Origin of the sequence: Streptococcus sp. CCH5-D3, assembly GCF_001556435.1 — a bacterium.
Classification (GTDB): Bacteria; Bacillota; Bacilli; order Lactobacillales; family Streptococcaceae; genus Streptococcus.
This window is the reverse complement of sequence record NZ_LSIW01000097.1, coordinates 32,354-59,350: the sequence shown is the minus strand read 5'-3', so window position 1 is coordinate 59,350 and position 26,997 is coordinate 32,354. Positions and strand designations below refer to the sequence as shown.

Here is a 26,997-nt window from a genome sequence, read left to right as displayed (position 1 = left end):
TTGCGCAACGTATGTTGCGCAAAAGGAGTATTATGCCACCCAAGGTTAAATTTAGTAAAGAGGCTATCATTGGGGCAGCTTTACAATTGGTGAGAGAAGAGGGAATGGCTAGTTTAACTGCTAGAGCATTAGCGGAGAAACTGGGAGCCACACCAAGAGTCATTTTTGGGCAATTTGCTAATATGGCTGAGTTACAAGCAGAGGTTATTGGTGCTGCGGAGATGGTGGTGGTGGAGTATATTCGCAAGGCCTTAGAAGATGAAAAGCCTTTTCGATCTGTCGGGGTTGCTTATATCCTTTTCGCATCAAATGAGCCCCAACTCTTTCAGTTGCTTTTCCAAAATCCTAGCAAAGATCCGATTCGTCGCTTTCAAGATTTTCTTCCCATGAAGGATCATAGTTACCAAATGGTTCTGGATTCGATTGTCGCAGACTATCCTTTGACTCTAGAGGAGGCTAGTCGCTTGTACCAGCATCTATTTATCTACTCGCATGGGATGGCCTCTATGGTTGCTTCTGGTATTTACCAGTTCAGCATGGAAGAAGTGATTGGATTACTGACAGAAGTTTGTCAATCTCTCATCAAAGAAATGGTAGGAAAGAAATGATTCAACTAGAAAATGTGCACAAAAGCTACGGCCAAACCAAGGTTTTAAAGGGGATTGATTTGCAAATTCAAGACCAGGATGATGTGGTTATCCTCGGCCCTTCTGGATCAGGGAAATCAACTCTCTTAAATGTGTTGTCAGGCTTAGAAAAGGTAGACGAAGGGCATATCCTCATTCAAGGACAAGATTTATCACAATTTACGGATGCTCAATTGACGGCCTTTAGACGTGAGAAGATTGCCTTTATTTTCCAGCAGTATTATCTATTGCCGAATCTAACGGTTAGACAAAATGTAAAGATGGGAGCTGACCTGGCAAACAATCATGATTTTTTGCAGATCATCGAGGATTTGGGGCTTGGCGATAAGCTGGACAAGTATCCGAGTGAATTGTCTGGTGGGGAACAGCAGAGAGTCTCCATTGCTCGGGCCTTGGCCAAAAAGCCAGAGATTCTCTTCTTAGATGAGCCGACGGGAGCCCTCGATGAAGAAACAGGACGCAAGATTCTCGACTATATCTGGAAACTGAAGGAAAAACTGGGCTTCACTTTAATCATGGTGACGCACAACCAAAATATTGCGGATATGGCTAGAACCATCATTCGTGTCAATAGTGGCAAGATTACCGAAGTTGTGACCAATGATCAGCCTCAGACTGCCTATGAGATTGGATGGTAAGCCATGTTTTCAGTAAAAGATATTCGAAAATTAGTTGTCGTCAGTATCATTGGAGCCTGTGCGGTCTTTGTGGCCAATCTCTTCTTGAATTTTTACTTGGATATCGAGCAGTTGGAGATTTCTAAAACCAATCCCATGATTCAGACCTACTATGATGCCCAGGTTGCGCTTTCCTGGATGGTGGCCATGGTCAGTGGAGTCGTCTTGTCCTTGACGTCGGTCCTTCTCATGTGTTTTTATATCAAACAATTTGTCGACGACCACAAGGAACAATTAGGAATTTTAAAGGCTTTGGGCTATAGCAATGGCCAGTTGGCTAAACGATTTTGGGCCTTTGGACTCAGTTTTGGAGCTGGAGCGCTTCTTGGCTATTTTGCTTCATTTCTCATGATGGGACATTTTTATGACTTCCGTAATGAGAAGGGGATTTTGCCAGAAATCACCATTCATTTTCACTGGCAGCTCTTGCTTGCTTTGGTGATCCTGCCAACGACCTTCTTTATGCTTCTCGCGATTGGGTATGCTAGAAGACAACTACAAACACCGGCTCTTCGCTTATTGAAAAAGTCTCCAAGTCCGATCAAGGTCAAAAGGAGAAAGAGGGCTCCCAAGAAAGACAAATCCTTCCTAAAAGAGCTGTCCTCGTCACTGATATGGGGGAGAAAATCGATCTTGTTTTTTGTAGTCTTTGGCTCCATGTGTTTTGCGGCCATGGTTCAATTGTCCTTTGGCCTCAGGGATTACACAGATGATATCATCCAAACCATGATGATCATGATTGGCTTGATCCTTTCTTTCTCGATTCTCTTTTTGTCATTGGGGATTGTCGTCTCAGAAAGTCGTGAAACCTTGGCTCTTATGAAGGCTTTTGGCTACACCGATCGTGAATGCCAAGGTCATATTCTCGCTCCCTATCGTTTTTGGGCCTATATAGGATTTGTTCTTGGGACGGTTTATCAATATGGCATCATGGAAATCTTGATTGGTGTAATCAAAGATACAGTTCCTGAAAAGATTGAGCATAGCTTTGATTGGAATGTTTGCTTCTGGACCTTGCTTGGCTTTGCTGTGGTTTATGAAAGCCTGTTTTATCTATCCAACAGAAAACTCCAAAAGCAAACCATCAAAGAAGTGCTCTTAGCTGAATGATTTATGACAGTAATCCTTAATATCAGTGCTTTTTGATGAGAAAAAATAGTAGATTGATTGACTTTAGACCTCTTTAAGAGGTCTTTTTCTACTATGAAAACGCTACATAAGAGACTAAATGCACTATCACAATCTTGTGATAGTTTACATCTTCTTAACATTGTCCCGAAATTCTTGCATTCTCTATTGTTAAAGCGTATGATAGACACTGTTTTAATTTTAGTGCTTTAAAACATGTCTTGAAATATTTCTAGATGTACAAGGCAAAAAGAATTTTATGAAAGAGGAGTCTCGAATGTCAGATAAACAAATGAAAACCCTTGGTTGGGTGGCAACCTTCATGTCAGTTATGATGTATGTATCATACGTACCACAAATCATGGACAATTTGTCTGGTCATAAAGGAAACTTTATCCAACCATTGGTAGCTGCAGTCAACTGTAGCCTTTGGGTTTACTATGGTCTCTTTAAAAAAGAACGTGACCTTCCCCTTGCTGCGGCCAATGCACCAGGTATTATCTTTGGTTTAATTACAGCATTGACAGCTTTGTTCTAAAATAAAGCAAAATTTCTTTCTATACTATTTTTCTTAACGCATAAAACGAGAGCAGAACTAGCGACAGTCAAAGATTGTCGTTTTAGTTTCACTCTCGTTTTATTTTTAGTTATTAAGAAGAACCTTGATAGCATCTTCCATTTTTAGTGGATCAGTTTTGGAAGAAAAGCGTTCGACGACTTGTCCCTCACGGTTAATCAGAAACTTAGCAAAGTTCCATTCAATTCTAGCCCCAAGGGGTCCAGATTTTTCTTTTTTAAGCCACTTAAAAAGTGGCTCTGCTTCCTTACCATTGACCTTGATTTTGGCAAAACGAGGGAAGGTCGTATGGTAATTGAGGGTGCAGAAGGTATTGATTTCTTCAGCACTACCAGGTGCCTGTCCCATAAACTGATTACAAGGAAAATCAAGAATCTCGAATCCTTGGTCTTTGTATTTGTCATAAAGTTCCTGCAAGCCCTGATATTGTGGCGTCAAACCACATCCTGTTGCTGTATTGACGATTAAGACGACCTTGCCCTTATAGTCTTTGAGAGACACGGGTTGGTCAGCTTGATCTGAAACTGTAAAATCGTATAAGGATGTCATAGAAAATCTCCTTTTATTTGTTTGAGACTATTATAGCAAAAATAGAGACATAAGAAATGTACTCTTACAGTAGAGCTTTTAGCATTTCCCCACCAAAAAAACCAAGACTTTCGTCTCGGTTTCAGGTTTCATCTCATCTTAAGACACCACATGTCCATCTTTATCGAAGGTATAGAGTTTACCGTCGATGAGGACAGAGCGGTTAGTGTATCTTTCACCTGTTTTAGGGTCGAAATAGTAGGTGTAATTATCAACTGTGACAAAGCGTCCTAGGACTTGTTTGCCTTCAGCGTCGAAGTAGAGGACCTTGCCGTCAACTTCTTGGAAGCCGGTCACTTTCTCACCTTTATCATTGTAATAATAGTTGTCGCCCTTATCGTAGACGATACGATTGCGGTAGGCAGGTTCACCCTTGCGGTCAGTAACTACGCCATTGTCATCAGCGTTATAGGCTCTGTCCCCGATGACAAAACGTCCTGTTTCAAGGTTTCCGCTAGCTCGGAAGTAGTAGTTCTTGCCGTTGATGGTTTGCCAACCTGTCAGAGCAGCTCCGTCATTGCCATAGTAGCGTGTTGGGTAGAATGGAAAGCGTGGAGAACCTTCGTAGTTGTATGATTTTGAAAAGGAGTTACGAGTCATGATACCAGTCAATTGGTCAAATTGGTAAGTCTTACCATTGATTGTGACCTCTGTGCCTTTGGCTTGACGGCCATCTTCATAGAAATAGTAACTGACGTCATCAAAGGTCTTCAGGCCAGTGACTTTTTGACCATTTTCATAGAGATAACTTGTGCCGCTACGATCCGTCTGCAATTGGTCAAAGTGGATGGCTTTTTCTTTTGTCGCATCAATACCCTTGGCATCAAAATTAAAGGTTATACCGCGATAAGTAAGGGCCTTGTTAGTTGTTGCAATGGCAACGTTTGTGGTCACTTTTTGACCATTTGGTGCTGTGAAGGTCATTGGTGTTGAGTCGAAATGGTAGAGGTGACCATTAAGAATGTCCCATTCGTCAATAGTTGACCATTGTGATTGGCGGACGTTACTATATTTAGATCCAAGAATCTTACCATCATATTGATAAGGACCTTCTTTGATATTACCGTCGGCATCTGTAACATAGACACCTTCAAGTTCATACGAATTCTCACCAGTACGCTTGAACTCAGGATAGAGACCGTTTGTCAAGAGTTTTCCATCTGGGCTAAAGAGTTGAGAGTTGATAACTCCTGTGTAGAGGTTTCCTTTAGGTGTGTCGTCATCAGAATAGTCGCTACCATAATAACGGTTGCCATCAACTTCAAACCAGCCTGTCTTGAAGGCACCATCATTGCCAGCGTAGTAGATGTTTTCAGAGAAGTCACCGTAACGCCCAGTAGATTTATCATGGTAGAAGGCATTACGTAGGACAGCACCGGTGTCTTTGTTGGCGAAGTAGTGGTTATCACCTAGGTTGAAAATCTTTCCTCGGACTTGTTGGCCCTTATCGTTGAAGTAGTAGAGGTCCTTGTTAATAGTTTGGAAACCAGTGACCTTTTTGCCATTAGCATCGTAGTAGTACCATTCTTGATCAGTACCTTGAACAAATTGATTTCGATTTGTGGTTTGGTCAGCTTTAGTAGTCGCCACACCATTGCTATCAAAGTTATAGACCGTACCGTTTAAGGTAAGTGAGCGATTAACCCACTTGTCACCTGTATTTGGATCGAAGTAGTAGGTTTTGCCACCAACAGTAACCAGTTGTCCCTTGGCTTGTACACCATATTCGTGGAAATAAAGGTTCTGTCCGTTAATGGTTTGGAAACCAGACACGGCTTTACCATCAGCTCCGAAGTAGTACCAAGAGTTGTCTCTATTGATAAATTGGTTAGTTACTGGATTTCCATTATCTTTATCGAAATAGTAGATATCGTTACCGTAGTAAAGGAAGTCCCCTTTGATTTGTTGACCATTGTCATTGAAGTAGTGAAGGCTACCGTCTACAGTTTGAAAGCCATGAAGCGCTTTACCATCTTTACCAAAGTAATACCAATTCCCTTTATCGTCAGAAACATAACGGTTGGTTACCATAATACCAGTCTTAGGGTCAAAGTAATACTGTTGTCCGTTCAGGTTTTGAACACTTGTCTTGTAGTGAGCCTGGCTACGGTCTAGAAATTCGGTTTGGAAACCAAATGGGGCTGAGAAGCCTTTAGTTGCCTTGAAGTCATTGATGTAATACCAGTTTCCAGCTTTATCCGAAACAAAGACAAAATTAGGTTGATTACCAGTAGCATCAAAGTAGTAAAGATTTCCATTTTCAGTGATGAAGTCATCTTTGACCATCTTGCCATCTTTGTCGAAGTAGTAAAAGCCAAAGTATTTATGGTTGACGTTGTTAAGAGCTTGTAGACCTGTTACGCGACGTCCATTGTCTTTATCGAAATAGTAGCTATCACCATTAATAGTGACGATTTCGTTTTTAGCTTGTCGACCATCTTCGTGGAAGTAGAGGTTAAAGCCATCGATATTCTGAGCACCAGTGACGGGTTTCCCATCTTTGCCGAGGTAATACCAGTTGTGGTTGTTGTCTTCAATAAACTGGTTGCGTTTGTTCGTTTCAGGTAGAACTGCTGTCAAACGACCTTGGGCATCAGCATTGTAGGCTTGACCATCGATGTTGATAGAGGTATTGGTTACCTTACGTCCATTGGCTTTGTCATAGTAGAAAGATTGTCCATTTTCTGTGATAATCTCACCCTTGGCTTGCTTGCCATCCTCGTGGAAATAAAGGTCGAAATGGTCAACGTTTTGGGCACCAGTCAAATTTTTCCCATCTTTGAGATAGTACCAGTTGCCCTCAGCATCGCTCTTGAATTGACCGCCAGAAACGACAGTAGTTTCAACAGATTCTGGTGCTTGACTGTTTACTTCAGTGACTGTGCTAGCTGTTTCTGAAGTTGAAGTAGCAGTTCTCGTTTCGCCACTAGACAAATTGTAAGTGCTGCTTGCTTGGTCTTCTTTAAGGACTGGTTGTTTATCAGTTGTGACAGTAGCAGTTGTATCAGTTGCACTATTGGTTGCGACTTGATCAGCTTTTGCTGTAGCTACAGTTGTTTCTGTGACGAAATGATCAGGATCCTGGCTGACACTTTCAGGTGTGCTAGCTGAGGTAACTTGATTTGTAGCTTGTTCGTCGGCAGAGACACCAACTCCAATCAATGAGGCACCAAGTGCCAAACCAGACACGGCAATGGTAACCCATTGTTTTTTCACTTTATGAAGTTTAAAATGAACTTTATTTTCCATAAAAGTTCCCCTTTTCCTTTTTAATGACCCCATTCTAACATCTTTCATTAGAAGAATCAAACGCATTCATAAGATTTTCATGTTTTTTTCTAAAAATTGAAAATTCTTTCCAGATAAGGATTTGAGAAACAAAAAAGAATGCTAAAGGACTACTTTAGCAAGCTTCTTTTAATCGAGATGTATGGAAAATTAAAAAGTAAGCACTGGAAGTCCCCATCTTCAACATAGCATTCCCCAATAAAAGTATAAAAATACAGAAAAAGGTCCATTTAGACCAAGAAATATGGTATAATAGTTCGGTATTTCGCAAAAAATGGAGTATAAAAATGAGTATTTTTCGTAAAAAGGATGTCGGTCTCGCTCAGACTGAGATGAAACGACATCTGACCCTTAGGGATGTGGTCCTGCTGGGAATCGGTGCCATGGTTGGTACAGGAATCTTTACGATTACTGGTACCGCGGCATCGACTCTGGCTGGTCCTGCCCTGATTATTTCAGTCTTGATTTCAGCAGTGTGTGTTGGGATGTCAGCGATTTTCTTTGCCGAGTTTGCCTCACGTTACCCATCAGCCGGTGGTGTCTATGGTTACCTCTATGCTGTCTGGGGGGAGTATCCTGCCTGGATGGGTGGCTGGTTGACCATGATTGTCTTTATGAATGCCGTATCCAGTGTTGCCTCTGGTTGGGGTGCTTACCTCAAGGGGCTACTTGCTAGCTTTGGTCTTAAGTTGCCTCAAGCTATCAGTGGACCTTTCAATCCCAGTCAAGGTACTTACATTGATCTTTTGCCAGTCTTGGTCTTGGTCTTGGTGACGGCTCTTCTTCTCATGAATTCCAAGCAGGCCCTTCGTTTGAACTCCCTCTTGGTAGTGCTCAAGTTTTCAGCCTTGGCGGTCTTTATCTTAGTGGGCCTCTTCCATTTGAATCCTAGCAACTGGGCAGATTTTGCACCATTTGGGTTTGGTCAGATTTATGGAGGAAAAACTGGGATTATGGCTGGTGCCTCTCTCATGTTCTTTGGATTCCTTGGTTTCGAGTCTATCTCTATGACCGTAGACGAGATTAAAGAGCCGCAAAAGAACGTTCCTCGAGGTATCGTTCTTGCCTTGATTATTGTGGCTTCACTTTATGCAGTGGTTTCTCTCGTCTTGACAGGAGTGGTTCACTATACCAAGTTGAATGTCGACGATGCCGTGGCTTATGCCCTTCGCTATATCGGTATTTCTTGGGCAGCCAACTACGTCTCTGTCGTTGCTATTATGACCTTGATTACGGTATGTATTTCAATGGCCTATGCCCTTAGCCGTATGGTTTATAGCCTGGCGCGTGATGGTTTCCTTCCCCAAACCTTCCAAAAGGTTTCAAAGACTAATAAGGTTCCACATCATGCGACACTTTTGACAGGCGTTTTGTCAGCTATCTCAGCAGGTATATTCTCCTTGGCCAATATGGCATCCTTGGTTAACATTGCGACCTTGGCTTACTTGGTTCTCTTGGCTATTGCCCTCATTATTCTTCGTAAGGATAAGGGGTTGCCACAAAAGGACGAATTTAAGGTTCCATTTGTTCCGGTCTTGCCTATTATTTCAATTATTGTCTGTCTCTCCTTTATGAGTCAGTACAGTTGGCAGACATGGTTAGCCTTTGGCTTGGCAGTGCTAATCGGTTCAGTTATCTATGCCTTTTACGGTTACAAACATTCTAAGTATTAAGATGAAAACGTTAGGTCAGAAGGCCTAGCGTTTTTTGGTATAATGAAAGGAAAGTAAAAGCAGGAGTAGATTGATGAAATCAGACCAGATGTGGCAAGCCTATAAGATTTTAAATCAGTCAATCGGAGATAAGATTGATGCCTGGGCTTTTGGCGTGGAAGCAGATTATTTGGCAGAACTCGTATTGATGGGGCAAAAGACAGCAACCAGCTCAGCTTTTGACTTGTATGCAGTGGGGAATGAACCATTGCCCAAGGAAAATGAACTGAGCGTCATTCTTGATAGTAAGGAGAATGCTATTTGTATTATTGAAACGACGAAAGTTGAGGTCATCCCATTTAAAGAGGTTTCTGAAGACCATGCCTACAAGGAAGGTGAAGGAGACCGTAGGTTAACCTATTGGCGAGAGCTTCATGAGACCTCTTTAGCAAATGGTTGCATGAGGTTGGACTACATTTTAGTCAGGACAGTCTAGTTGTGTTAGAAGAATTTAGAGTAGTTTATCCTATAGAATGAAAGTTCCAAAGTTTTTGGGATTTTTTTACTTTAAGGAAAGATTAACCTTTCTTTAAGTCTTGTCTTAGGTTTCTTGTGTTTAATAGAGGCATCTCAAAAGTAAGAAAGAGGTCCAACATATGACATACAAAGATACGAAACAAACACAAGAACGTTACGCCATTAAAAAATCATCAAAATGGAAAACTGCAGGTTCAGTCCTAGTAGCGAGCTTAATTTTTGGTAGCTCGGTCGTCTTAAATGAAAATAAGGCTTCAGCCGATGAGACTAGCACCGAATCAACACTATCAACGGTTACGACGGGTGAAACCACTGCTGATTTGATTGAAGAAAGTGTGCAGACAGAAGATGCGTCAAATACTACTGAAACAAGTACAGACACTGATACAAGTACTACAACTACAACTTCCGACACGGCTTCGTCAGCAACAAGTTCAACATCCGACACAACAGATACATCGTCAAGTAGTGAAATATCTAATCAGTCAAGCACATCCTCAACTTCAGAAGCAAGTTCTTCTGAAACTGCTGCAACAACAACTAATGAAACTTCAGAAACGGCTACAACTACTACAGATGAAAACAGTAGCACTCATACAAGCACAAGCTCCACTGAAGCGACTGCTTCAGAGACAGCTTCAGTTTTAACCAACAATGCTTCAGATACTACATCTGAGACAACAACAACTGAGTCTAGCAGTGATGATTCAGAAAGCACGACGACCACGATTACCTTTAATGGGACAACTGTGGTAACGAGTGATAGTAGCACAGTAACAGTTGATGGCACTACCGTTACCATTAATCAATCAGGTTCATATACACTAACAGGTAATGGCTCAAGTTATACTATTATTGTGTCTGGTAGCGTGACGGATCCGGTGACAATCTACTTGGATGGAGTGACCTTAACAGATTCGTCAATCACTTCTAATTCCTCAGCAGAATTGACGGTGAATGTCCTTTCAGACAGTTCCATTTCTTCGACTTCTGCTAATGCCATCGAAGCAGCGGGAGCTTTGACTATCACCAGCGGTACTGGAAGTAGCTTGACCCTTTCAAGTACTGAAAAGCACGCCATTAAGGCTGACAGTGTAACGGTTGACTCTGTAACGCTTGATTTGACTTCTGAGGCCAAGGATGGCATCAATGCGACGACAGCTGTAACCATTAAAAATGCCATAGTCAACATCACAGCAACTGATGATGGTATTCAAGTCGAAGACGAAACAGATGTGAATAGTGGTGATTTGACAATTACCGACTCAACGGTAACCATTAATGCGACTGATAAAGGTATCACGGTTACGGATGAATTGACCATTGAAGGCAATTCTAAAGTAACAGTCGTGGCAGGTGACGAAGGCCTTGAAGGACGTTATATCAATTTGACAGGTGGAACCGTTGACATCACTGCTGGAGATGACGGTATTAACGCCACTGAGTGGACGACCAAGGACAGTGCAGACACTTCAAGCCTAACCAACTCGACTTCTGATTTGGAAAATGAAGTTGCCATCAATATTGACGGTGCAACGGTTACAATCCTAGCAGACGGTGATGGTATTGACAGTAACGGGAATGTGACAGTTAAAAGTGGTTCTCTCTATGTCGCTCAGACAAGTGCAGATAATGCCGCTATCGACTATGATGGGACAGGTATTATCTCGGGTGGTACTGTATGGGCTATTGGTAACCAAGGAATGGCTCAGGCCTTTACAACGGGTTCGAGCCAATCTTATATCATGGCCAACATTTCAGGTAGTGCAGGGGACACCATCACAGTCACTGATAGCTCTGGAAATGTTGTTGCCACAACGACAGCGACGTCTTCATTTGGAAATGTAGTCTTTAGTACCGAGAGTCTAACTTCGGGTGAAACCTATACCATCACGACCTCAAGTGGTTCAAGTGCCACTGCAACAGCTACTGAAGAAGGCACAAACAACGGTCCTGGTGCAGGTGGAATGGGTGGATTCCCAGGTGGAAGCTTTGACAATACCTCAATGTCTGATAATTTCGGAGGCTATGGGGGACCGACTAGCTATGGCGGAAGCTCAACTAATACTGGTAGCATTAACACACCATGGGGCCAATCTGGTTCAATAAGTTCTGAGAATACGTCTAGCACAAGTACTACAAGTTCAACAAGTCAAACGACTAATACAGGACGTCCAACCCCACCAAACTTTGCTAGTCAAACAAGTAGCTCAAGCTCAACAAATACTAGCACTACGACAGGCAATAGTGCTAATCAACCAGCTACCAATGCTTCAGCACTGACAGCAACAAACACAGCCTTATCAAATCAAAGTACGTCAACATCAAATCCTTCAAGCTTTGAAGGAGCATCGCTTAAATCAAATACCTCTCTCGCTAACCAGCCTACAAAAGAGCAATCGACACAAACAATGACCAATACATCAAGCAGTGCCCAACAACAAGCTCATGAGACTGCTGAGAAATTGAATAAGATTCTTACTCAAAATCAAAGTTCCCAAGCGGAATCAAAAGGTCAGCTAAGAGAAGTTTCCAACCAAAAGGAAGCTACAAAAACAAATGTTCAGACTGATTTTGCTCAAAAACAAAATAGTCAGACAAGCTCTAAGGCTAATCAGTCTGCTAAAAGTTCACAAAGTAGCCAAGCAAACCAATCAACGTTACCAGATACTGGTGATGTGAGTAGCTTGGGATTAGGTGCATTAGGAGCTGTACTTATGACAACATCATTTGCACTTAAAGGAAGCAAGCATTCTCGTAAGTAATTTCAGTTTAGAAAACATATAAAAAGAAGTTCTCTTGCCAAATGGCTTGAAAACTTCTTTTTTGTCTTATTTTTTAAAGCTATTTTTAAGGCCTTCAACAGCACCTTCAATGCCTTCTTTAACATCTTCGAGACCGTCTTTTGCTTTTGCTACAACTTTTTCAACAGCACCTTCAATTTCAGTCTTTTTGTCGCCAGTCAGTTTACCAGCACCCTCTTTAAGAGCACCTTTAGCTTGATTCAATTTATCTTCGATTCCCATGATAGAACCTCCTTTTTATGATGAGACCATTGTAGACAATATTAAACGGTAATGCAAGTATTTTGTTTAATAAGTGACAACATTAATCTTTCCTTTATCATATTCAGCGATGAAGATATCTGAAATGTTGTCATATCCCATTTTTTGAAGCTCTTCATTTAACCAATCCTCCGTTTTACCAATAGTATCAAGAATTTCTGTTTGAATGACCCCATCAGTAACGATTGGGTATTTCGGATTTTCATCACCCGCACGAACCACAATCAATTGGCCGTTCTGTTCAATAACTGCACGTTTAACCTCTTTAAGTTGAAAAATTCCTTGGGAACGTAATTTTAAAGCGACATCAGAGGCTGAAAGTCCTTTAGAGCGACAAGCTTCAGGATCTAGTTGACCATGTTTGATGATGACAGTTGGTTTACCGTCAATCAAATGTTTGATAAAGAGAATATTGGTAATTAGCCATTTTAGAAGTAAAATCAAAATCGTCCAAATAATCAAAATCACGATATATTGGAGGATTGAAACGGTACTACTATAAATTGTACCACCGAGGATTGCACCAAGAACAAAGTTCTGTACTTGGTCAGTAGCTGAGCTAGGTGCTAGGTTTCCTTTACCTGTTAAATTGATAACAAAGACGAGTGAAATAAGCCCCAAAGCTAGTTTAATTGCAACAGTAAGATAAAAAGATGTCATTTTTTAACCTCCACGAGTTCAACGTCAGACTTGTAAAGTTTTATTTGTTCTAGCAAGTAGCTGTCAGGTTCTGAACCTGAGATGGCACGATAGTACTTGTTTCCAACTTTGAGGATAGCGCCATCTGTAGTAGTAGAAGTATTGACATAAACCTTGCTCTTATCAACGTCAAGATTTTTAGACACAACCTCGATAAAGTGAAGAGATGCTCTAAATTGGTCGTTGTTAGATTGATTGCTTTGGAAATTACTGATAGCAATTAGAACCACGGCAACTAAGGTTAAAATAGAAATAATAGAGAGTTCACGAAACTTAGTATCATGGCGTTCTTTGAAGGCTTTAAAAGCAAATACACCGGTCACTAAAATAAGTCCTGCAGTAATGGCAACCATAACCCAGTTTTGTTGGCTAATCTGACTTAGCACATAGTCATAGGAATAGAATTTCATTGAGAGATTTCCTTTCATAATATCAATAACATTATAGGTTAAAAATTTGTGTAATTCAAATAGATGAATTTAGGAAAACGTTTAACTGGACATATTTTTTTAGGTGTCTATTAAGGTTAGTGATCCGGAAAGTTAGCCTGCTAATTCTGTTCTTTTCTTTATAAGTTTGTTGAATTTTTCACAAATTATGCTTATAATTGAGGTAATTACTCGTCAAAGTCTGTTTGTGATTTGCTGATGATGGAGCTTACTGGCTATAGGTGATTTTTGGAACATCCGCTTTAAAGTGGAACTGATTCATTTATCATGATGTGAGTAATCATCTATGTTAAGACATAGATTTTGAGTCTATTCATTCTTATATAAGGAGTTTTTATGTCTGAACCATTATTTTTACAATCTGTTATGCAGGAGAAGATTTGGGGTGGCACGCATTTGCGTGATGTCTTTGGCTACGACATTCCAAGCGACCATGTAGGAGAGTACTGGGCTATTTCCGCACACCCAAATGGTGTTTCTACTATTAAAAATGGTCGCTATGCCGGTCAAACTTTAGATGTTCTTTATGCAGAGCATCGTGAATTGTTTGGAAATCGTCAGGAACCTGTTTTTCCACTTTTAACTAAGATTTTGGATGCCAATGATTGGCTTTCAGTTCAGGTCCATCCAGATGATGCTTATGGACTTGAACATGAAGGTGAACTTGGTAAAACAGAGTGTTGGTATATCATTGCTGCTGAACCAGGTGCTGAAATTATTTATGGCCACAATGCCAAATCAAAAGAAGAACTGCGTCAGCAAATTGAAAGTAAGGATTGGGAAAATCTTTTGACTAAGGTTCCAGTTAAAGCAGGTGATTTCTTCTATGTGCCAAGTGGTACCATGCATGCTATTGGTGCAGGTATCTTAGTTCTTGAAACCCAACAGTCAAGTGACACAACCTACCGTGTGTATGACTTTGACCGTAAGGATGACCAGGGCAACCTGCGTGAGCTCCATCTGGAAAAATCTATCGATGTCCTAAATATTGGTGAACCTGCCAACAGTCGCCCAGTCACAACAAAAGTAGATGACCTCAAATCAACGCTTTTAGTAGCAAGTGATTTCTTCGCCGTTTATAAATGGGAGATTTCAGGTAAGGCTTATTTTGAAAAGACTGCAGATTACAGTTTGTTTAGTGTACTTGACGGTCAAGGAAGTCTCCTTGTTGATGGTCAAGAATATCCAATTGCAAAAGGAAGCCACTTCATTCTACCAAGCGATGTTCAAGCTTGGGAAATTCAGGGAGAGCTTGAATTGATTGTTAGTCATCCTTAATTAAACTATCAAACTAGACGAGATAAGAATCTTGTCTAGTTTTTTCGTACAATGATACAGAAAATTTGCAATTTTAAAAACCTTTCCTAATAAGTCTGAATAGCTTGAAGTTCCAAACTAATCATGTCATACTAAGTAAGTTGACTAAAATAGTAATAAACAAGTTATCTTTTTTGAGATGATATCTTGTTTGTCTTAGATCGGAGAAACTTATGTTAAAAAAAGGAGGCCTTACAGCTTTATTGTTGTTTGGTATGTTCTTTGGAGCCGGAAATCTGACCTTTCCGCCTCAGCTAGGCTTTGAATCTGGAGGTCATTTTTGGCCTGCGATTGCAGGGTTTGTCCTATCAGGTATTGGTATTGCCATCCTAACGCTGGTGATTGGGACCCTAAATCCTAAGGGGTACATTCATGAGATTTCACAAAAAATCTCGCCTAAGTTTGCCCTAGTCTATTTGGCAGTCCTTTATCTGTCTATTGGTCCTTTCTTTGCCATTCCTAGAACGGCAGCAGCAGCCTTTTCGATTGGCTTCTCGCCTTTGATTGGCAGTGGACATACCAGCCTTTGGCTCTTTGTCTTTACCGTAATCTACTTTGCTTTAGCACTTTGGATTGCCATGAACCCATCTAAAATTCTAGATAGTATTGGACGTATCTTAACACCTGTCTTTGCTATTATGATTGTTATGGTTATTGTGGCAGGAGCACTTAAATACGGTGCTCACAGTCCTCAGGTAGCTAGCCAAGCTTATCAAGCTTCTGCATTTGGTAAGGGATTCTTGGAAGGCTACAACACCTTGGATGCCTTAGCTTCTGTGGCCTTCAGTGTAGTGGCAGTAGTCACTCTCAACCAACTAGGCTTTAAATCTAAGAAAGAGTATATCTCTACCATTTGGGTCGTTGGTTTTGTAGTGACGCTTCTCTTTGGTGCTTTGTATTTGGGACTAGCCTTTTTGGGCAATCATTTCCCACTCCAAGTGGCAGGCCTACCAAAAGATGCCAATATTGGTGCTAGCGTCTTGTCACAAGCCACACAAGCTATCTTTGGACCAGCTGCTCAGATTTTCCTAGCTATCATGGTGACAGTGACTTGTTTCACAACAACTGCAGGACTTATCGTTGCGACAGGAGAATTCTTCCACAAGGCATTTCCGAAAGTATCCTACAAGGCTTACGCCATTCTCTTTACCTTGATTGGGTTTGCGATTGCCAACTTGGGACTTAACAATATCATTGCTTTCTCAGTGCCAGTGCTTTTGATTCTCTACCCAATCACGATTACGATTGTCATGATTGTGATTGCCAACAAGTTCGTGGCCTTGTCTAAACCTGGTATGCAGGTTACAGTTGCGGTAGTAACGCTGATTGCCTTGCTTAGCGTGCTTGGCAGCCAGTTCAAGCTTGCAGGACTAAATGCCCTTATTAACTTCCTACCATTGTCAGGAGCATCATTGCCATGGTTGATACCAGCCATCTTGTGTATTCTCTTGTCTCTCGTCTTACCAGATAAGATTAAGAGCGAAAGCTTCGAAATGGAATAAACATAAAATCCTATCACAATGTGATGGGATTTTTTCTCCCTCAAGTCACTATAAGTGCGAAATCTTCTCAAAAGCGTTACACTTAAGGCGTGGAGATGAAAGTATCTATTGAAGGGAGTGTTAAAAATGTCAAATCTAAATAATCATATGATTTATCTTGCTGGTGGCTGTTTCTGGGGTGTTGAGGAGTATTTTTCACGTGTGCCTGGTGTGCTTGATGCGGTTTCGGGTTATGCCAATGGCCGTAGCGAGACGACTCGCTATGAGCTTATCGGTCAGACGGGTCACGCTGAAACGGTTCAGGTGACCTATGATGCTAGCAAGGTGTCCTTGCGTGAGATTTTGCTACATTACTTCCGTATCATCAATCCTCTGAGTAAAAACAAACAGGGCAATGATGTGGGAACTCAGTACCGTACGGGTGTCTACTACACGGATGCAAATGATTTATCGATTATCGAGCAAGTTTTCCAAGAAATGACTGAGCAATACGGTCAGTCTTTGGCGGTTGAATTGTTGCCCCTCCAACACTTTATTCCTGCTGAGGATTATCATCAAGATTATCTCAAGAAAAATCCTAATGGCTACTGTCATATCAATGTCAATCAGGCAGCTAGTCCTGTCATTGATGCTAGTGCTTATCACAAGCCAAATCAGCAGGAGCTTAAGGAAAGTTTGAGTCCAGAAGCCTACGCTGTGACTCAGGAGAATGGAACAGAACGGGCCTTTACGAGTCCGCTTTGGAATCAGTTTGAGCCTGGGATTTATGTTGATGTGGCGACTGGTGAGCCACTCTTTTCGTCCAAGGACAAGTTTGATTCGGCCTGTGGTTGGCCAAGTTTCTCTCGCCCTATAAGCCCAGAGGTAGCCAACTATAAGGAAGATCATTCGCACAATATGGATCGTATTGAGGTACGTAGTCGTGTGGGTGATTCTCATCTAGGTCATGTCTTTCCAGATGGGCCAAGTGATAGAGGTGGTTTACGCTACTGTATCAATGGTGTAGCAACGCGATTTGTTCCTAAAGCTGACATGGCAAAAGAGGGCTATGCTTACTTGCTTGATCAAGTGGATTGATTAGGTATTCTGAAGGAATGATATTACTTACTAAAAAGAGGTTGGTTCCCCTTGGTTCTAACCTCTTTTTTCATGACAGAAGAAGATGTAAATAAGATGAAAGCCTTTTAAACCTAACATGATATGTAACCTAACCATTCAGGACAAAAAAGTGACCTTTCATTACATTTTTTAACAATTTAGGCAAAATTGTTTTACGTTTCAAATAAAAAAATAGTACACTATAATAGTGAGAAATCTGACAAGTGTAAATGTGTCCTTCTCCTTGGCTTTTGCTGGTTTTGGCGTCTGTAAACATTATTGTACTTTACGTAATAATGAGTCTTCCCAACCTCCCAATATGATTTTATATGTCTTAACTTACCAAAACAAGACTAGCAAGAGAATACTAAGATATTTCCTTAAGAAGTAATGACAGCGCTTGTTAGATTTTGTGATAACATTCAGATAGTCCTAAGGACTATGTTATTGTGCTAAACCTTTTTGACGGAGATTATTATGGAATGGATGAATAAACTAATCATATTAATAGCCATTTGTGTCTTGTGGTTCTGGTCTTTTCTTTTACTTCCTAAAACAGGGGAGAAAGTAGTTTATCTTTATCATTTCCTAGCTCTGTGTGGTTTAGTCATGATTTATTTTGCCCTAGTTGATCCAGCTGGTCTCTGTGATACTTTTTTCAATATTAAACATCTATGTTTTCATTAATGAATCCAGTTTGGTAATAGGTCAGGAAAATCTGAATATAATTAATCACTCATCAAAAGAAGCTTTCTGTGTATTGATAACAGTCTATCTGTTTTCAATATGCAGGAGGTTTTTTTCTGTATTATCGAGATTTGAGCATAGAAAAAGCAGTCTGACAAGACTGCTTCAGGGATATCACTGTTGTGATTCGTAACGTTTGACGATTCTATTTAAGCGCCATTGGTAACAGAGACCACTGACGATAAGGCTGGCAATCAAGCCAATCCAGTAACTGTAGGGACCTAGACCAGTGACTTTTTCAAGAAGGAAGCCAACTGGGAAGGTGATGCCCCAGTAGGCTAGGACACCGAGATAAAAAGGCACCTTGGTATCCTTGTAGCCACGGAGGATTCCTTGAAGCGGAGCCGCAAAGACATCTGCCACTTGGAAGAAGAGGCTATAGGTCATGAAAATGGCTGTCATCCTCAAAAATTCAGGCTCATGCCCATAGAGTTCTGCCAAATCATAGCGTAAGAAGTAGAGGAAAATCAAGGTAAAGATAGAAAATCCTAGAGCTGTCAATCGTCCCAGCTTGCTGTAGCTCTTGACAGCATCCATGCGTCTAGCCCCAAATTCGTAGGAAATAATGATAGCCATGGCACTGGAAATGCTGAGAGGAAAGGCATACATGAGATTTGAGAAATTCATGGCCGCTTGGTGACTAGCAATCACAAGGGATGGATACTTAGACATAAGCAAACCAACACCAGAAAAGATTGCGACTTCCGCAAAGACGGTCCCACCAATAGGGAGACCTAGTTTGAGGGCGTCAAGCAGAGCTGCTTTATCAAGGGGTTGAACCTTTTCAATGTGGTAGGGCTTAATCTTTTTATGCTTTCTGATAACCGAGATGGAAATAAGGAGAAGGGCCCAGTAAGCCAATGAAGTTCCAAGCCCAGCTCCAGCTCCCCCTAACTCTGGTAAACCAGCAATGCCATAGATGAGGAGGAAATTGAAGAAACCATTGAGAGGTAGGAGCAGAAGCATGAGGTACATGGAAAGGCGCGTGAGGCCAAGTGCATCAAGAAAGGAGCGAACCACGCTAAAGAGTAGGAGGGGAATGATACCAAGACTCAAAAAGCGTAAATAACCAAGGGCGACTTTTCTGACCAAAGGCTCCAGACCTAGATGGTTCAAAACCAAGGGTGCCCCCAGAAAAACGAGGGCAAAGAGGATAAGTGATAGTCCCAAAGCCATATAAAGAAATTGATAGAAATCAGGTGCCACTCGGTCCTTGCGACCTGCCCCTAGATGGTGTCCGATAATAGGAACCAGGGCAGAGACGATACCTGTTAAAAAGGTGAAAAAAGGACTCCATAAACTCGTTGCCATGGCTACCCCCGCCAAGTGTAGGGTATCGTATTGACCAGTCATGGTAGTGTCCACAAAGGCTGCCGAAAAGTTGGCAAATTGATAAATCAGTATGGGCACAAAAATCTTGAAGAAAACAAGGAATCGCTCACGGAGAGAATGTGTTTCGTGCATTCTGTTTTCCTTTCTAAATTAATTTTTCAAACATTTATATTTTCATTGTACTATAGATATGACTTGGATTCAATCTGTTTTATTGCATGACAAAACACCTAAGTCAAGCGACTCAGGTGTTCTTGTGTTATTTTTCTTTTTTGTTATGGTTCAAAATGGCATTGAGGACGATGGCAAGCAAGCTTGCAACGACGATACCGTTTGAGAAGAACATTTGGAAAGCATTTGGTAGGCTGTTGAAGAGGTTGCTGCCGTTAAGACCAACCCCTGCAGCGATTGATACCGCAGCAATCAAGAAGTTGTGTTCGTTGTTGGCGAAATCAACACGTGCCAAGATTTGCATCCCTTGGATAGAAACAAAACCGAACATAACAAGCATAGCGCCACCAAGGACTGGGCTTGGGATGATTTGAGCCAAGGCACCAAACTTAGGAAGGAGTCCAAGAAGAACAAGGAAACCAGCTGCATAGTAGATTGGCAAGCGAGTCTTGATACCTGACAATTTCACAAGACCAACGTTTTGTGAAAAACCAGTGTATGGGAAGGTGTTGAAGAGTCCACCAAGGAGAACAGCCAAACCTTCAGCGCGGTAACCGTTACGAAGGCGAGTGCTATCGAGTGGTTCTTTGGTAATATCAGAGAGGGCCAAGTAAACTCCAGTTGATTCAACCATAGACACTGTAGCGATAATACACATCATGATGATTGATGACAACTCAAACTTAGGTACCCCGAAGTAGAATGGTGTTGGCACGTGGACAATAGGTGCCGCAGCCACTGGTGAAAAGTCAACCAAGCCCATGCTTGCTGCGATGGCAGTACCGACAACCAAACCAATCAAGATTGAGATGGATTTGATAAATCCTTTAGTGAAAATATTAATCAAAAGGATGATGAGAATGGTGATAGCTGCAAGGAAGAGGCTTTGACCAGTAGGCTTATCAGCATTATTTCCCATATTTCCGATAGCCACAGGGATGAGGGTCAAACCAATAGTAGTGATGACAGATCCCGTAACGATAGAAGGGAAGAGATTGGCCACTTTTGAAAAGACGCCAGAAACGAGGATAACATAAATCCCTGAAACGATAAGGGCACCAAACATAGCACCGCTACCGTGTTTCTCACCAATCATAATAAGTGGTGCTACTGACTGGAAGGCAACCCCAAGAACAACTGGAAGACCGATACCGAAGTATTTATTAAGTTGAAGTTGGAGGAAGGTTGCTACACCACACATGAAAATGTCGGTTGAAATCAAGTAGGTTAATTCATGAGCTGAATACCCTAAGGCTCCAGCAATCATGATTGGAACCAGGATTGATCCCGAGTACATGGCAAGTAGGTGTTGCAGTCCTAGGACCGCCGCCTGCGAATGTTTCTCTTTGTTTTGCATTAGATGTCTGCCTCCTTAAATACGACCTGACCATTTTCAAAACGATCCAAACGAGCAAGTGAAACAACTGGGTAGCCAGCTTCTTCCAGAAGGGCACGACCATCTTGGAAAGATTTCTCAATAACGATACCGACCGCTTCGACGTGTGCGCCAGCTTCTTCGATGATTTGAATCAAGCCTTTGGCAGCTTGGCCGTTAGCTAGGAAGTCATCAACGATGAGAACCTTATCTTCAGGAGTGAGGAACTTGCTTGCGATAGAGACAGTGCTAGTCACCTGCTTAGTGAAGGAGTAAACCTCAGCAGTGAGGATCCCTTCATTCATGGTGATATTTTTAGCCTTCTTAGCAAAGATCATAGGGACATCCAAAGCCTCAGCAGCATAGAGGGCTGGAGCAATACCAGATGCCTCGATAGTCACCACCTTGGTGATGCCTGCATCCTTGAACTTTTCAGCAAAGACCTTTCCAATCTCACGCATGAGATCAAAGTCCACTTGGTGAGTAAGGAAAGAGTCAACTTTGAGGATGTTCTCCCCAAGGACATTCCCATCTTTGAGAATGCGGTCTTCCAGTAATTTCATATTACCTCCTATAAAAAATAAAACTAAAGTGTATTTTGATTTTCTCAGATTCCATTGAGACTCTGACAAAGATCAAACCAATCGAATAACAGAAAAAGGCCTGCAAAGCAAGCCTTTAAAATCACAAAAAGACGGTAAAATCTTTTGATGACTTTATGACTTACTTATTGTTAGGTGTTACGGCACCTTGTAGAAACGTCACGCCAATTCGTGACATAAATAAGTAATCTTCTCATTGTTCGATGAAGCTGTCGTTGGTTGATGATAAACCAACATCAACTCTATTATAATACTATATTTTCTTTGAAGACTCAAAGGATTTTTCCTATGAAAACGCACTATTTTAAAAGTTGGAAAATTCAATCTAACATTATTGTAAGATTTGCTGAGAATGGTCGTTTCTTATAGCATTTCTGTTATAATAGTGGGAAATGAAAGAGGTAGAGTTATGCATAAGATTTTATTAGTGGAGGACGACGAGGTTATCCGTCAACAAGTCAAAAAAATGCTAGAACAGTGGGGTTACGAAGTTGTTCTTGTTGAAGATTTCATGGAAGTATTATCTATTTTTGTAAAAGTAGAGCCCCACTTGGTTCTTATGGACATTGGTTTACCTCTATTTAATGGTTATCATTGGTGTCAGGAAATTCGTAAGGTCTCCAAGGTGCCTATTATGTTCTTGTCTTCCAGAGATCAGGCCATGGATATCGTTATGGCAATCAATATGGGTGGGGACGACTTTGTGACTAAACCCTTTGACCAAAATGTTCTCTTGGCAAAAATTCAAGGGCTTTTGCGCCGATCTTATGAGTTTGGAAAGGATCAGAGTCTTTTGGAATATATGGGTGTGATTCTGAATCTTAAGGCTATGGATCTGGTTTATCAGGGAGAAGTCGTTTCTTTGACCAAGAACGAGTTTCAGATTTTACAAGTTCTCTTCGACCATGCTGGAAATATCGTTAGTCGGGAAGACCTCATGAAGGAGCTTTGGAACAGTGACTTCTTTATTGATGATAATACCCTGTCTGTCAATGTGGCACGTTTACGTAAGAAGTTAGAGGCAGTTGGTTTGAAGGACTTTATTGGAACCAAGAAAGGTGTCGGTTACGGGTTGCGTCATGATGGATAAGCGTCAATTTGTCAAATATCAGATTAGGTCTCGTCTACCTTTCTATCTTTTGTTTATTTTTAATGGAATCATCTTGGTTTTGTTTGCCTTTTTATTTGAAGAGGCAGCAGACATTCTTCATTATGCCTTGACCATACTGACATTTGTGGCTGTCATCATAGTTATTTGGGACTTGGTTACCTCTTATCAGTCTTATAACTTAGCCTATCTCTATGAGAAAATGACACCATCAAGTCCTTTAGAGTTTTATCTAGCTCAGGCCTTGGAAAATGCTAAGGAGAGTCAAATGGTTCAGACTGAGGAGGAGCGCAAGCGCTATACAGATTTGATGGACTACTATACCCTTTGGGTGCATCAAATCAAGACGCCAATAGCAGCCAGTCAATTATTGTTAGGGGATGTTACAGATAGTAAAACGAGGGCTCTCTTGGAGCAAGAGGTATTCAAGATTGATTCTTACACCAATTTGGTTTTGCAGTATTTGCGTTTAGAGAATTTTCATGATGATTTGCAGTTGAGGCAGGTTACATTAGAACCCTTGGTTAAAGAAGTTGTTAGAAAACATAGTCTTTTCTTTATTCAAAAAGGATTGACTATTAATCTACATGACTTAGATGTTAAGGTCGTTTCAGATGAAAAATGGCTCTTGGTTATCATAGAGCAGGTCTTGTCAAATAGTTTGAAGTACACAAAAAGCGGTGGTATTGAAATTTACTTCAAAGATAACGGGCTTCATCTTAAAGATTCTGGGATTGGTATTAAAAATAGTGATATTCTACGGGTTTTTGAGCGTGGCTTTTCAGGTTACAATGGTCGACTGACTCAGCAGTCCTCTGGGTTAGGTCTCTATCTTTCTAAGAAAATTGCTGATCAGCTTGGACATGATATTAGTATTAGCTCCCAAGTAGGCCAAGGAACCACAGTCTCCATTCATTTTCAAAAGCAGAAGTTAGCTATTGATTAATAACTTACAAAAGTGTAAGAAATATGACCACAAATGAAAGCAAGGGTTATGGTTGAGACCTTGCTTTTTCTATAAAATGGTATCAGAAGTTAAGTAAGAGGTTCCTAAAATCTCTTCCAAATCTATTAAATAAAGGAGCTTATTATGGCGTTACTAGATGTTCAACATGTTAAAAAAATCTATAAAACACGTTTCAAAGGAAATCAGGTTGAAGCCCTTAAAGATATCCATTTTACAGTTGAAAAGGGTGACTATGTTGCAATCATGGGTGAATCCGGCTCAGGAAAATCGACCTTGCTCAACATCCTTGCCATGCTTGATAAACCAACAGCAGGGCGTGTCTATCTTAATGGTATGGACACAGCAACCATCAAAAATAAGGATGCTTCCAGTTTTCGTCGTGAAAAATTAGGGTTTGTTTTCCAAGATTTTAACCTTTTGGATACCCTATCTGTTAAAGATAATATCTTACTACCTTTGGTCCTTTCTCGACGCCCACTTAAGCAAATGATGACACAAGTAGAAGCTATCAGTCGTCAATTGGGAATTCATTCCTTGCTAGAGAAGTACCCTTATGAAATTTCAGGTGGACAAAAGCAAAGGGTTGCGGTTGCGCGTGCAATCATCACTAAACCAGAAATCCTCTTAGCAGACGAGCCAACAGGTGCCCTGGATTCCAAATCTTCAGCAGCTCTCTTGGATGTCTTTGATGCGATCAATGCCAGTGGTCAGACCATTCTTATGGTAACTCACTCGACAGCGGCTGCCAGTCGTGCACAGCGTGTTCTATTCATTAAGGATGGTATTCTATATAATCAAATCTTCAAAGGTGATAAGTCTGAACATCAAATGTTCCAAGAAATTTCCGATACACTTACAGTAATGGCAAGTGAGGTGAACTAATATGTTTCTTCTGACCAATAGACTGGCTTTGTCCAATCTCATAAAAAATCGTAAGCTTTATTATCCATATGCTTTAGCAACAATTCTGACTATTACCATTACCTATATTTTTACATCTTTAACGCTTAATCCACATCTGGATGACTTAACTGGGGCAGATTCTATCAAGGCGGTTTTGGGTATGGGACTTGGAATTGTCGCCCTATCTTCTGGAATTATTGTTCTTTATGCCAACAGCTTTGTCATGAAAAATCGTTCAAAGGAGCTTGGTCTCTATAGTGTGCTAGGCTTAGAGAAACGTCATCTCTTTAGTATGATTCTAAAAGAAACGGTGATTTTGGGTTTTGTGACTCTGCTTCTAGGTATTGGTGTTGGGGCACTATTCGATAAACTCATTTATGCTTTTCTTCAAAGGCTTATCGGTGAAAGTACTGGTTTGGTTTCGACCTTTCAAGTAATGACAATTCCTATTGTTCTTGTCATCTTTGCTTGTATTTTTAGTTTGTTGGTTTTGATAAATGGTTTCCGATTGCTACGGCTTAATCCTTTACAATTAACTAAAGATGGCCTTAAGGGTGAAAAAAAGGGACGTTTCCTAGTTATTCAAACCTTTTTGGGGCTTGGGGCTATGGGGTATGGTTACTACCTTGCTCTCTCTGTTAAGGATCCAGTAACGGCTATTATGAGTTTTTTCCTTGCTGTTTTACTGGTTATTCTAGGAACTTATCTTCTCTTCAATGCCGGGACAACAGTCGTTCTGCAACTCTTGAAAAAGAAGAAAAGCTACTATTACAAGCCTAATAATATGATTTCCATTTCCAACCTTGTCTTTCGGATGAAGAAAAATGCAGTTGGTCTGGCGACTATTGCTATCCTCTCAAGTATGGTTTTGGTGACGCTTGTAGGAGCTGCAAGTATCTATGCTGGAAAAAAAGACTATATAGCGAGTGTTGCTCCACATGATTACTCAGTTACAGGGACGAATGTAGATTTAACAAGCACAGAGAAGATTATGGATGATTTCTTAGCACAGTCGGGAAATCAGGTAAATGAAAAAGCAGAAGTAACTTACCTCTACTTTGGTATCAAAGAACAAGAAAAAAATAAGCTAACCATCTTTCCTGAGAATGAAAGAAAAGTTTTGCCAAAATCAATTTTTCTTGTCTTCTCACAAGCTACTTATAAACAATTGACAGGTAAAGACCTCAATTTGGCTTCAAACCAAGTTGGTTTATTTACTAAAAATAAAATATTAAAGGATCAAAAGAGTTTGTCTTTCAATGGTCAAACCTACCAGATTCAGGATGACATTAATGACTTTATTAAGGGTAAAGTACCCAATATCTTTACAATCATAGTTTCTGAGTATAACTATCTTGTTGTTCCTGATATGGATGATTTTAAAGAAAGTGTCAAAGGAACAGCAACCACTCAAGCTACCTATGTTGGTGTTAACGTCAAAGATCCTACACATGATGCCAAGAAAAATTCAGATTTGCTAGACCAAATGACAGATAAAGAAACACAACAGTTAGCTGGACAAACTACTGGTGTCTCTCAGTCTTACCTCACTGCTAATAGCCAATATGATACAGAAGGGATGCTAAATGGCTTTGTTGGTGGAACCTTATTTATTGGTATCTTTTTATCCATCATCTTTATGCTGGGCACAGTTCTTGTAATTTACTATAAACAGATTTCTGAAGGTTATGAGGATCGTGAGCGTTTTGTTATTCTTCAAAAGATTGGGTTGGACGACCTTCAAGTCAAGCAAACCATTCGTAAGCAAGTTCTTACGGTCTTCTTCCTCCCTTTGATTTTTGCCTTTATTCACTTGGCCTTTGCCTATCATATGCTCAGTTTGATTGTGCGTATTATTGGGGTTTTCAACCCAAGTCTTATGTTAGTGGTCACTATCATTGTTTGTGGGGTCTTCTTCCTAGCCTATGTCTTGGTTTTTGCCCTAACGTCTCGTTCCTATCGTCGAATCGTATCGATGTAATTGACATAGAGTCTAGTTCAAGCTAGGCTCTATTTCTTTTATGCTATAATAGATGACAGAATTATAAATTATCGGAGAAAACACATGTCACAGACTATTGATGTCAAACGTTACGAGGAATTGGCACGTCAAAAGCAGGGGGAGCACCGTAAATTTCTAGCACAGCTCAAGAAGAAAGCCCCTAAAAATTTAGATAAGATTGTTCAGCAGGTACACAATGAAGTCTTTCAGGAGATTGATTGTGTCCAGTGTGCCAATTGTTGTAAGACACTAGGCCCAGACTTCACAGAGCAGGACATTACTCGTATTGCCAAGCATTTTCGCATGAAGTTACCTGCATTCGAGGAGATGTACTTGCAAGTAGATGAGGATGGTGACAAGGTCTTCAAGTCTATGCCTTGTCCATTTTTGGGACCTGATAATCTCTGTGACATCTATGATGTCCGCCCCAAGGCTTGTGCAGCCTTTCCTCACACGGATCGTAAGAAAATCTATCAGATTAATCATCTGACTATCAAAAATACGCTTTTCTGTCCAGCAGCCTACCTTTTTGTGGAAAAACTCAAGGACAGGATTTAGAAAGGACT

General features: G+C 40.8%; 22 protein-coding genes, 1 pseudogene and 1 riboswitch. Of the genes and pseudogenes, 15 read left to right on the top strand and 8 right to left on the bottom strand.

Features of this window, described 5'->3' with window-relative positions:
* The first annotated feature begins 32 nt into the window (after positions 1-32).
* The 4 genes from AX662_RS06595 to AX662_RS06580 all read left to right on the top strand — a co-directional run bounded on the left by AX662_RS06595 (position 33) and on the right by AX662_RS06580 (position 2,990).
* Positions 33-608 (top strand): TetR/AcrR family transcriptional regulator, encoded by a 576-nt coding sequence (locus tag AX662_RS06595; protein WP_060971966.1) that lies wholly within the window; start codon positions 33-35, stop codon positions 606-608.
* Positions 605-1,285, top strand: coding sequence for an ABC transporter ATP-binding protein (locus AX662_RS06590; RefSeq protein ID WP_060971965.1), 681 nt, complete (start codon positions 605-607; stop codon positions 1,283-1,285). Before AX662_RS06595 ends, AX662_RS06590 begins: the two co-directional genes overlap by 4 nt.
* Positions 1,286-1,288: 3 nt before the next feature.
* Positions 1,289-2,434 carry an FtsX-like permease family protein gene (locus AX662_RS06585; protein WP_060971964.1) on the top strand — a complete coding sequence of 382 codons (1,146 nt, stop codon included), beginning with the start codon at positions 1,289-1,291 and terminating at the stop codon, positions 2,432-2,434.
* Between the two features lie 295 nt (positions 2,435-2,729).
* Positions 2,730-2,990 carry a SemiSWEET family transporter gene (locus AX662_RS06580; RefSeq protein ID WP_002885327.1) on the top strand — a complete coding sequence of 87 codons (261 nt, stop codon included), beginning with the start codon at positions 2,730-2,732 and terminating at the stop codon, positions 2,988-2,990.
* Positions 2,991-3,095: 105 nt separating this feature from the next.
* Here AX662_RS06580 and AX662_RS06575 read toward each other — a convergent pair whose 3' ends face one another.
* Positions 3,096-3,578 carry a glutathione peroxidase gene (locus AX662_RS06575; protein ID WP_060971963.1) on the bottom strand — a complete coding sequence of 161 codons (483 nt, stop codon included), beginning with the start codon at positions 3,576-3,578 and terminating at the stop codon, positions 3,096-3,098.
* A 138-nt stretch (positions 3,579-3,716) separates the two neighbouring features.
* Complete coding sequence (locus tag AX662_RS06570) at positions 3,717-6,866, bottom strand: KxYKxGKxW signal peptide domain-containing protein (protein WP_060971962.1); 3,150 nt, start codon at positions 6,864-6,866, stop codon at positions 3,717-3,719.
* 326 nt (positions 6,867-7,192) lie between these two features.
* Between AX662_RS06570 and AX662_RS06565 the strand changes: the two genes are divergently transcribed.
* The 3 genes and pseudogenes from AX662_RS06565 to AX662_RS06555 all read left to right on the top strand — a co-directional run bounded on the left by AX662_RS06565 (position 7,193) and on the right by AX662_RS06555 (position 11,859).
* The gene (locus AX662_RS06565) at positions 7,193-8,578 is read left to right on the top strand and encodes an amino acid permease (RefSeq protein ID WP_037601034.1); all 1,386 of its coding nucleotides are present in this window, start codon (positions 7,193-7,195) and stop codon (positions 8,576-8,578) included.
* A gap of 73 nt (positions 8,579-8,651) precedes the next feature.
* Positions 8,652-9,094, top strand: a pseudogene (locus AX662_RS06560) (ASCH domain-containing protein).
* Positions 9,095-9,213: 119 nt separating this feature from the next.
* Positions 9,214-11,859 (top strand): carbohydrate-binding domain-containing protein, encoded by a 2,646-nt coding sequence (locus AX662_RS06555; RefSeq protein ID WP_060971961.1) that lies wholly within the window; start codon positions 9,214-9,216, stop codon positions 11,857-11,859.
* A gap of 66 nt (positions 11,860-11,925) precedes the next feature.
* On the opposite strand, the gene AX662_RS06550 is transcribed toward AX662_RS06555, so the two are convergent.
* The 3 genes from AX662_RS06550 to AX662_RS06540 all read right to left on the bottom strand — a co-directional run bounded on the left by AX662_RS06550 (position 11,926) and on the right by AX662_RS06540 (position 13,268).
* Positions 11,926-12,120 (bottom strand): CsbD family protein, encoded by a 195-nt coding sequence (locus tag AX662_RS06550; protein WP_013990383.1) that lies wholly within the window; start codon positions 12,118-12,120, stop codon positions 11,926-11,928.
* Positions 12,121-12,186: 66 nt separating this feature from the next.
* Complete coding sequence (locus AX662_RS06545) at positions 12,187-12,819, bottom strand: DUF421 domain-containing protein (protein WP_002885232.1); 633 nt, start codon at positions 12,817-12,819, stop codon at positions 12,187-12,189.
* On the bottom strand, positions 12,816-13,268 hold the full coding sequence (locus AX662_RS06540) for a DUF3290 family protein (protein WP_002885310.1): 453 nt from the start codon (positions 13,266-13,268) through the stop codon (positions 12,816-12,818). The genes AX662_RS06545 and AX662_RS06540 overlap by 4 nt, the downstream gene beginning before the upstream one ends.
* Before the next feature lie 375 nt (positions 13,269-13,643).
* Here AX662_RS06540 and manA point away from each other — a divergent pair, with 375 nt between their 5' ends.
* The 3 genes from manA (at position 13,644) to msrB (ending at position 17,203) form a co-directional block, all read left to right on the top strand.
* Positions 13,644-14,585, top strand: a complete 942-nt coding sequence (gene manA, locus AX662_RS06535; protein ID WP_013990384.1) for a mannose-6-phosphate isomerase, class I — start codon at positions 13,644-13,646, stop codon at positions 14,583-14,585.
* Positions 14,586-14,797: 212 nt separating this feature from the next.
* Positions 14,798-16,126 (top strand): branched-chain amino acid transport system II carrier protein, encoded by a 1,329-nt coding sequence (gene brnQ / locus AX662_RS06530; RefSeq protein WP_037601016.1) that lies wholly within the window; start codon positions 14,798-14,800, stop codon positions 16,124-16,126.
* A gap of 126 nt (positions 16,127-16,252) precedes the next feature.
* A complete protein-coding gene (gene msrB / locus AX662_RS06525; protein WP_021143950.1) occupies positions 16,253-17,203 on the top strand; it encodes a peptide-methionine (R)-S-oxide reductase MsrB in 951 nt (316 codons plus the stop codon).
* A gap of 882 nt (positions 17,204-18,085) precedes the next feature.
* On the opposite strand, the gene AX662_RS06515 is transcribed toward msrB, so the two are convergent.
* From AX662_RS06515 to AX662_RS06505, 3 genes are all read right to left on the bottom strand, one after another.
* Complete coding sequence (locus AX662_RS06515; RefSeq protein ID WP_060971960.1) at positions 18,086-19,435, bottom strand: MATE family efflux transporter; 1,350 nt, start codon at positions 19,433-19,435, stop codon at positions 18,086-18,088.
* 127 nt (positions 19,436-19,562) lie between these two features.
* Complete coding sequence (locus tag AX662_RS06510; protein WP_060971959.1) at positions 19,563-20,831, bottom strand: nucleobase:cation symporter-2 family protein; 1,269 nt, start codon at positions 20,829-20,831, stop codon at positions 19,563-19,565.
* Positions 20,831-21,412, bottom strand: a complete 582-nt coding sequence (locus AX662_RS06505; RefSeq protein WP_004182304.1) for a xanthine phosphoribosyltransferase — start codon at positions 21,410-21,412, stop codon at positions 20,831-20,833. Before AX662_RS06505 ends, AX662_RS06510 begins: the two co-directional genes overlap by 1 nt.
* 147 nt (positions 21,413-21,559) lie before the next feature.
* Positions 21,560-21,655: riboswitch (purine riboswitch) on the bottom strand.
* Positions 21,656-21,860: 205 nt separating this feature from the next.
* Here AX662_RS06505 and AX662_RS06500 point away from each other — a divergent pair.
* The 5 genes from AX662_RS06500 to AX662_RS06480 all read left to right on the top strand — a co-directional run bounded on the left by AX662_RS06500 (position 21,861) and on the right by AX662_RS06480 (position 26,989).
* Positions 21,861-22,541 (top strand): response regulator transcription factor, encoded by a 681-nt coding sequence (locus AX662_RS06500; RefSeq protein WP_060971958.1) that lies wholly within the window; start codon positions 21,861-21,863, stop codon positions 22,539-22,541.
* Positions 22,531-23,505 (top strand): sensor histidine kinase, encoded by a 975-nt coding sequence (locus AX662_RS06495; RefSeq protein ID WP_155124408.1) that lies wholly within the window; start codon positions 22,531-22,533, stop codon positions 23,503-23,505. Before AX662_RS06500 ends, AX662_RS06495 begins: the two co-directional genes overlap by 11 nt.
* Before the next feature lie 144 nt (positions 23,506-23,649).
* Positions 23,650-24,408, top strand: a complete 759-nt coding sequence (locus tag AX662_RS06490) for an ABC transporter ATP-binding protein (RefSeq protein WP_060971957.1) — start codon at positions 23,650-23,652, stop codon at positions 24,406-24,408.
* A gap of 1 nt (position 24,409) precedes the next feature.
* Positions 24,410-26,410: an ABC transporter permease gene (locus AX662_RS06485; protein ID WP_060971956.1), complete on the top strand. Its 2,001-nt coding sequence runs from the start codon at positions 24,410-24,412 to the stop codon at positions 26,408-26,410.
* 84 nt (positions 26,411-26,494) lie between these two features.
* The gene (locus tag AX662_RS06480; RefSeq protein ID WP_004182309.1) at positions 26,495-26,989 is read left to right on the top strand and encodes a YkgJ family cysteine cluster protein; all 495 of its coding nucleotides are present in this window, start codon (positions 26,495-26,497) and stop codon (positions 26,987-26,989) included.
* Positions 26,990-26,997 lie beyond the last annotated feature (8 nt).